This is a genomic window from Pseudomonadota bacterium (assembly GCA_026388215.1).
In the GTDB taxonomy this organism is placed as follows: Bacteria; Desulfobacterota; Syntrophorhabdia; order Syntrophorhabdales; family Syntrophorhabdaceae; genus JAPLKF01.
On sequence record JAPLKF010000284.1, the window covers coordinates 1 to 7,683 of the forward strand.

Consider the following 7,683-nt stretch of genomic DNA (forward strand, 5'->3'; position numbering starts at 1 on the left):
ATTCCCTGATCGCTTGTAGTATAAGTACCCTTACCTTGCTGGCAAGCACTACAGGTTGAGGAACAGGAATATGCGAGACATCCCACAGCAAAGATTAAAACAGCCAATAATAATCTTTTCATTTGTACCCTTCCACATAGACATTTACTATATATTCTTGTAACGATTTGCCTCCACATACGCTATCCGAGATGACCTTGCCTATAGGGTCGTTGGTACTTTGATCACAACATGACGAAAAACCTTTAATTGTAACTTTAGTATTTTTCAAACCAGACGTTTCTAAAAGTTTTTCATATTCATCGATAAGTATTGCCCCTGCAACGCAACCGACATACGCTTCAACGCTTTCTTTAATGTATGCAGGAAGTTCTTTCAATAAGGCAATATCAGAAATGGCAACTCTTCCACCGGGCTTTAAGATCCTGTAGATTTCTTTTAAAACCTTCTTCTTGTCAATTGACAAATTGATTACACAATTACTTATTACTACATCGATTGAGCTGTCATCCACGGGTAAATTTTCAATCTCTCCAGGCCTGAACTCAACGTTTTGAGCCCCGATCTTCAATGCATTCTCTTTTGCTTTTTCAACCATCTCAGGGGTCATGTCCACACCAATCACCTTACCGTTTATACCAACCCTTGAGGAGGCAAGAAAGCAATCGAATCCAGCTCCTGACCCAAGGTCGAGAACAATATCACCTTTTTTAAGGTTTACCAGCGCCGTTGGATTTCCACAACTAAGCGCCAGGTTTGCCTCGTCAGGGATTACCCTCAACTCCATTTCCGAGTAGCCTATATGTTTAGCAAATTCCCTCTTGTCAGGCACAGAGCTGCCACACCCGCAACTTGATTTTCTTTGAGCGATCTTTCCGTAAGCCTCCTTCACAACCTTTTTTGCTCTGTTTTTGTCCATCTAACTTCTCCTTTTTTGGCTTTTACTATTCAACAATCATTCAAAATATTTTCTCTTAAAGTATAATGCCACATTTACAAGACTGATTAAAGCAGGGACTTCTACGAGCGGACCTATAACTGCTGCAAATGCCTCACCAGAGTTTATCCCGAAAACTGCAACGGTAACTGCAATGGCAAGCTCAAAATTATTACTGGCGGCAGTAAATGAGAGGGTTGCTGTCTTGGGATAATCTGCACCGAACTTCTTACCCATATAGAAAGAGACGAGGAACATGACAACAAAATAGATGAGAAGAGGTATTGCAATCCTGACAACATCCAACGGGAGTTTCACAATATATTCGCCCTTGAGGGTAAACATTACAACAATGGTAAAAAGCAAGGCGATCAATGTTATGGGGCTAATGCGGGGGATAAAAACCCTGTCGTACCATTCCCTCCCTTTAGCTTTTATAAGGCTGAAACGGGTTACCATGCCCCCAATAAAGGGAATGCCGAGGTATATAAAAACGCTCTCCGCTATCTGACCGATACTTATTTTTACGACTGTGCCTTTTAAGCCAAAAAAGGGCGGTAAGATTGCAATAAAGATATATGCATACACTGAGAAGAGCAGCATCTGAAAGATCGAGTTAAAGGCAACGAGCCCTGCCGCATATTCCCTGTCTCCGCCTGCAAGGTCGTTCCATACAATCACCATGGCAATGCAGCGGGCAAGGCCTATCATGATAAGACCGTACATGTATTCGGGATAACCACTCAAGAAGATGATTGCAAGAAGGAACATGAGGATTGGCCCGATAACCCAGTTTTGAATTAGCGAGAGTGTCAGGACCTTTTTATTTTTAAATGCCTCTCCCAGCTCTTCATATTTTACCTTTGCCAGCGGCGGATACATCATGAGAATCAGGCCTATAGCAATCGGGATATTCGTCGTGCCTGCTTGAAAAAGGTTGATGATGTCGAGTATCTTCGGATAGAGATACCCGAGCCCTACACCAAAAAACATGGCAAGAAAAATCCACAGGGTCAAAAACCTGTCAAGGAATGATAGCTTCTTTGATATGCCTTCAGTCATTGTTGTCTCCTTTGCTGAATATATGGATTCAAGGGGTCAAGGATTTTAGGGTTCGAGGGGTTAAAATCACTGGAACCCTTGGTCACTTGATTCCTTGTACCCTGTTCTTACAGCAGTTTTTTTATCTCCTCGACTGACAGTACCCTCCCGACACTCTTTACCTTACCGTCAATGGCAAGGGCTGGTGTTTGCATAACACCATAGCCCATTATCTCTTTAATATCTGTTACCTTTTCGATCTCGTAATCAGCGCCTTTTGCCTTTGCTGCTTCTTCTGCATTTTTTGCAAGCTTTATACAATTCTGACACCCTGTTCCTAATATTTGGATCTTCATAGAAATATACCTCCTTTACATGTTAGGTCTTTATACATTTTAATGTTTGTCCATCTCCCTATATCAAAACGTTAAATAAGTAACCAACAATAATAATCGCCACAGTCACAATACCTGTAAAGATAGCAATGAGCTTGGGCTTTATGACCTTACGGAGAATAATCATCTCCGGTGCTGAGATAGCCACAATAGACATCATAAAGGCAAGTGCCGTACCCATAGGGAGCCCTTTTTCCACAAGTGCTTGAACGATAGGAATTGTCCCAGCGGCGTTTGAATATAGGGGAATACCTATGAGAACTGCCACAAATACAGCAAAGGGGTTACCCGGGCCTGCGTATTTCACAACAAAATCCATGGGGACATAACCATGAATCCAGGCTCCTAATCCAATGCCGATAAGAACGAACAACCATACCCGTCTGAGGATGTCTTTTGTGTAGCCCCAGGCGTATTCTATCCGTTCCTTCCAGGTGGGAACAGACATTTCCGTTTCGCCCATCTTGATTTGGTAAACATACTCTTCAACCAGATGCTCTAATTTTAATTTTCCTATAATAATACCAGCAAAAAAGGCAATGGCAACTCCCGTAGCGGTATAGAGAAGGGCAATCTTCCATCCAAACAAACCCCAGAGCATGACCAGAGCCACTTCATTCACGGTAGGGGAGGAAATCAGGAAAGAGAAAGTTACTCCTAATGGTAGCCCAGATTCTATAAAGCCGATGAACATAGGCACTGCTGAGCAGGAACAAAAGGGTGTAACAATGCCCAATAAAGCTGCCAGAAAGTTTCCTACATACTCCCTTCGATGGCCGAGCAATTTACGTGACCGCTCAGGCGGAAAGAAACTCCGTATAATTGCTACCACAAAAATAATTACTATGAGGAGCAAAAAGACCTTTATTGTATCGTATAAGAAAAAATCGAGGGCTTCCCCTAACCTGGTTCCAGGTTGTAGGCCCATTAATTTGAACACTAAACTATCGGCTAAATATTTCAACACATTATTAATCCTTTAAAATTTGTTTCACTTTTACAACCTCTTTCTGTGAGATTGTGTCTTACCTCGTCAAGTTTGTTCGGTCACACTCCATCATTCACTTTTCACAACATTTCCCTGTAATTTTGATAGCCTGAGAGCCTTCAGTTTTTATTTTGAGGAACTCCTCGAGCCTTGTCTTATCTTCTTTCAATGTCTCTTCGGGTATCTTTTCCATCACGGAAAGCATGAGAAACCTCTTAAACATATCTGAATCATCAATCCTGTAATGCATCCATTTGCCCTGCTTTCTGTCCTTCACCAATCCTGCCTTTTTCAATACACCAAGATGAAAGGATACCTTCGGCTGTATCATGTCAAAGGCAGCTACTATATCGCGTACACAGAGTTCACCGCGTTCAAGAAGCTTCATAATCCTGAGCCTTGTCTCGTCAGACAGAGCCTTAAAAATATTGAGTAGTTCCTTCATCCTGATTAACCCTCCATAGCTTCATGTAAGATTCCAGATTGAAAATTGTATTAAAAATTCGAAATCTACAATTCAAAATTAGAAATTGGTTCAGCAACATCCACATCCTCCACCAGCTTCTCTAAGAATTGCCTCTACCAGCATTATTTCCGGCAGGGCATCATATGTTTTTCCTTTGTATGTGAAAGTATTACAAACCGTTTCTTTGCCTGTAAGCTCAGAGCATGAAGGGCATAAACTCATTTCGCTCCGTTGTTCACCAAGGATGTCTATAATATTTCTACCATTTATTTTTACAGTGTTTGACAGAACGATATTGCTCTCATCGAGGGGAATTTCTTTCAGTTCAATCTCAATATCCTTAACCAGCAGGTGTTTAATCCTATCGATCACGCTTTTTACCGTTTCATATCCATCTCCACATCTAAAACATGTGCTACCATTTTTGTCATAATAAAACCATTCAACAAGTATTTTCTTCATCTATTACCTTCATACCTATAAACATTTTTTTATGAGATAATATATTTATAAAATGTAGACATAATATATTCAAAACAATATTACATAATCTAAATTAACATATAAATAATAATTTATATATTAATTATTTTTTAAAAGTTTGTCAATATTTAAAAGCACTGGAGTTTCCTGACTTTTGTATTTCAATATCGCCGGAACACTGTTTTGCTCTCTGCTCCGCTGCGCGTTTTTACCCACTATCGACTCGAATTTCACTCAATTCGCAAACTCGTCCCGCTGTAACGGGACTCAGACATGCGAATTCTCCTCCGGAACGTTCTTTCTCGCCGAGTGGGTTGCCCAAAAATGCTCGAAGTCGCGATTCGCAAAAAGTTCTTCCGGCCATTACAGTCATAGTTCTGATCAAACCATCTTCAACTCTTTGATATTGCTATTTGATAGCGTTACTCATCAGAAGAAGTCAGGAAACTCCATATTATTAGTTGGATTTTTTGTGTGTGAGGTCTTATTGAATTAATATGCCTTTTGAGTTAAAAGATAGAGAGGAATGTCAATAAATCACGCATTTGATTTTTTTATTCAATGGCATCTCACGGAGAGGTGCAACCTCAGGTGCAAACATTGTTATCAGGAAGACAGGAAGATTGAAGAGATGGCCCTTTCCGGGATAAAGAGGGTAGTAGGTAATGTCTCTGACATGTTGGAGAGCTGGGCAGAAATGTATGATATTGTCTTTTCCCGGAGTTTCAATGTCACGGGCGGGGAGCCGTTCTTACGAAAGGATATTTTTTCAATCCTTGGAGAGATTAAAAAGAAGGGATTTGATATACACATTCTCTCAAACGGGATTCTCATTGACAGGGAAAAGGCAAAGCGACTATCTGATATGGCTGTCAAAGGGGTTCAGATAAGTATTGAAGGTCCTGAAGAGGTTCATGAAGCAATAAGGGGTAAAGGCAGTTTCTCCCAATCGCTCAAAGGGATACAGCATCTTCTTGATGCGGGTATCACTGTTACCCTTAATGTCACCCTATCCCTGATAAATGCAGATTATTTTTTGGATATGATAACCCTGGCAACTTCTGTTGGCGCACAGCGGCTTGGATTTTCGAGGCTTGTTCCTTCAGGGAGAGGCATGAAGCTGCTGGACAGCATGCTGAAAAAAGAAAGGGTGAAAGAACTCTACGAAGAGATTTTTTCTAAAAACATTGCTGGACTTGAGATTGTAACAGGTGACCCCATTGCATCACAACTTTATAAATCTGCTGATGAAGATGAGAGAGACTCTATCCCAAAAGGGGGTTGTGCTGCTGGTGTCTCCGGTCTTACATTTCTTCCGGATGGGACTATTACCCCGTGCAGGAGATTGCCTATCCCCATTGGAAATGTGCTACAGGATGAGTTACGGGACATATGGGCAACCTCAAAGGTTTTAGGAGCAATCAGGAACAGGAAAAGATATAAAGGAAAATGCGGAAGATGCAGGAGATGGTCTTATTGCAGAGGTTGCAGGGCAATAGCCTATGCATATGCACAATCGAGAGGTAAAGACGATTTCCTTGCAGAAGACCCTCAGTGTTTTATTGAAGTCCCACCAGAATGACCGAACTACTTCATACTGAAATCATGTTGTCTACTATTAGGCAATTTTAGATTATTGTATTTAAAGAACGAAGAAGCAGTACAGCAATCTTAACTTTAGCAGAAAGACTACTTCGTATCCTGATATAGATACTCTACAAGCATCCAGTCTGTAAGTCGAAGTCTGGCACTCATCATCTGGGCAAGCCCCATAAGCAACCTATTCCCTAACTTTGGGTTCTCCTGAAGGATTAAGTCAAACTTATCCTTTGTCAATACAAGCATCGTTGTATCATCAGCGGCTACAGAAGAAGCAGAGCGTGGCCATTTATCGATGATACTCATCTCTCCAAAGGTCTTTCCTGAACCGACCTCAGCTATAATTTTTTCCTTCTTCTGGGAATCTTCCTTCGCTATTTTGACTATGCCAGTAACCACAAAGCACATGTATGCTTCCTTGGAGCCTTCATTGAATATTGGTTCTCCTTTGGCAAGCTTTGTAACATAAAGGTATTTTGCAAGTTCCTCCATCTGTTCTTCTGTTAAATTGCTACCCCACTTTGCCTTTCCAAGCATCCCCATACGCTCATATATAGATGACTCTACTTCTTTCAGCATTTTATCCTCCTTGTTAGTTTTTTACGATATAAACCTTGTCCCTTGCCTTTATTTTACAGGATTTCATCGGGTTGTCAAGAAAAGTTAAGTGGGTCATACATTTAATATTTAGTCCCCCAAACAGATGCCCATATCTCTTGCAGTCTGAACGGAATCAGAATTTAGGGAGACCTTCCTTATTTTTCCAATCACTTCTTCCAGGGGGACCGCCTTCATCTCAGGGGGATCGAGGGCAACCATGGAGCCGAAATTCCCTCTTTCCACCATACGGACTGCAGCAGCGCCAAAACGGAGAGAAATGAGTCTATCGAATGTGGTGGGGGATCCTCCCCTCTGAAGATGACCGAGTACTAAGGACCTTGTGTCTTTGCCAGTCCTTTTTGCTATTTCTTTTGCTACATACTCTCCTATCCCGCCCAGAACGAGCTCCTGTCTCCCTGCTTCACCTTTCCCTCGCGCCATCTCAGCTCCACCGATGGGTGTAGCGCCCTCTCCGGCAACCACTATACCATAACGTCGTCCGTGGAGTTCATTCTCCATTATGTGTTTGCACACCTTCTCGATGTCAAATGGAATCTCTGGAATCAGGATAACATCTGCGTCGCCAGACAGGCCACTGTTAAGGGCGATCCAGCCTGCATGCCTGCCCATTACCTCTACAACCATAATCCTTTCGTGTGACCTTGCAGTAGAGTGGAGGCGGTCAATGGCCTCTGTGGCAATGCTCACCGCGGTGTCGAAACCGAAGGTAATCACCGTACCACCGAGGTCGTTGTCAATAGTTTTGGGAACCCCTATAACCGGAATTCCCTTTTTATAGAAATCATAGGCAATTTTAAGGCTTCCATCACCTCCCACAGCTATCAGACAGTCGAAGCCAAGGAGCTTGAAATTCTCCACCACCTTGTCAGAAACATCCCGGATTTCTGTCTCACCAGACAGGTTGGTTATGGGCATCTGGAATGGGTTCCCGCGGTTTGTTGTCCCGAGGATTGTGCCTCCGAGGCTTGAGATTCCCCTCACGTTCTCCGGGGTCAAACGCATAATTTCACTGGTATTGAGAAGCCCGGCATAGCCGTTCTTAATACCGTAAACTTCCCAGTTCATTTTTGAAGAGGACATGACCACGGCCTCAATAACCGCATTCAGTCCCGGTGCATCCCCACCGCCCGTATTTATGGCTATTTTCTTTCCC

At 42.4% G+C, this 7,683-nt stretch carries 9 protein-coding genes; 1 reads left to right on the top strand and 8 read right to left on the bottom strand.

The annotated features are described in order from the left end of the window. Window positions 1-118: 118 nt before the first annotated feature. The 6 genes from arsM to NTU69_12940 form a co-directional block, all read right to left on the bottom strand. Window positions 119-919, bottom strand: a complete 801-nt coding sequence (gene arsM / locus NTU69_12915; protein ID MCX5804406.1) for an arsenite methyltransferase — start codon at window positions 917-919, stop codon at window positions 119-121. 36 nt (window positions 920-955) lie between these two features. Next, window positions 956-1,999: an ACR3 family arsenite efflux transporter gene (arsB, locus tag NTU69_12920; protein ID MCX5804407.1), complete on the bottom strand. Its 1,044-nt coding sequence runs from the start codon at window positions 1,997-1,999 to the stop codon at window positions 956-958. A gap of 107 nt (window positions 2,000-2,106) precedes the next feature. Further along, the gene (locus NTU69_12925; protein MCX5804408.1) at window positions 2,107-2,334 is read right to left on the bottom strand and encodes a thioredoxin family protein; all 228 of its coding nucleotides are present in this window, start codon (window positions 2,332-2,334) and stop codon (window positions 2,107-2,109) included. Between the two features lie 58 nt (window positions 2,335-2,392). Then, window positions 2,393-3,340: a permease gene (locus NTU69_12930; protein ID MCX5804409.1), complete on the bottom strand. Its 948-nt coding sequence runs from the start codon at window positions 3,338-3,340 to the stop codon at window positions 2,393-2,395. A 94-nt stretch (window positions 3,341-3,434) separates the two neighbouring features. Then, a complete protein-coding gene (locus NTU69_12935) occupies window positions 3,435-3,806 on the bottom strand; it encodes a metalloregulator ArsR/SmtB family transcription factor (protein MCX5804410.1) in 372 nt (123 codons plus the stop codon). Window positions 3,807-3,896: 90 nt separating this feature from the next. Next, the gene (locus NTU69_12940; protein ID MCX5804411.1) at window positions 3,897-4,289 is read right to left on the bottom strand and encodes a DUF2703 domain-containing protein; all 393 of its coding nucleotides are present in this window, start codon (window positions 4,287-4,289) and stop codon (window positions 3,897-3,899) included. Window positions 4,290-4,836: 547 nt separating this feature from the next. Between NTU69_12940 and NTU69_12945 the strand changes: the two genes are divergently transcribed. Continuing rightward, window positions 4,837-5,892 carry a radical SAM protein gene (locus NTU69_12945; protein MCX5804412.1) on the top strand — a complete coding sequence of 352 codons (1,056 nt, stop codon included), beginning with the start codon at window positions 4,837-4,839 and terminating at the stop codon, window positions 5,890-5,892. A 107-nt stretch (window positions 5,893-5,999) separates the two neighbouring features. Here NTU69_12945 and NTU69_12950 read toward each other — a convergent pair whose 3' ends face one another. After that, window positions 6,000-6,488 carry a cyclic nucleotide-binding domain-containing protein gene (locus tag NTU69_12950; GenBank protein MCX5804413.1) on the bottom strand — a complete coding sequence of 163 codons (489 nt, stop codon included), beginning with the start codon at window positions 6,486-6,488 and terminating at the stop codon, window positions 6,000-6,002. Window positions 6,489-6,596: 108 nt separating this feature from the next. Continuing rightward, window positions 6,597-7,683 (bottom strand): 6-phosphofructokinase (locus NTU69_12955; protein ID MCX5804414.1); only part of this gene is annotated, 1,087 nt, incomplete at its 5' end.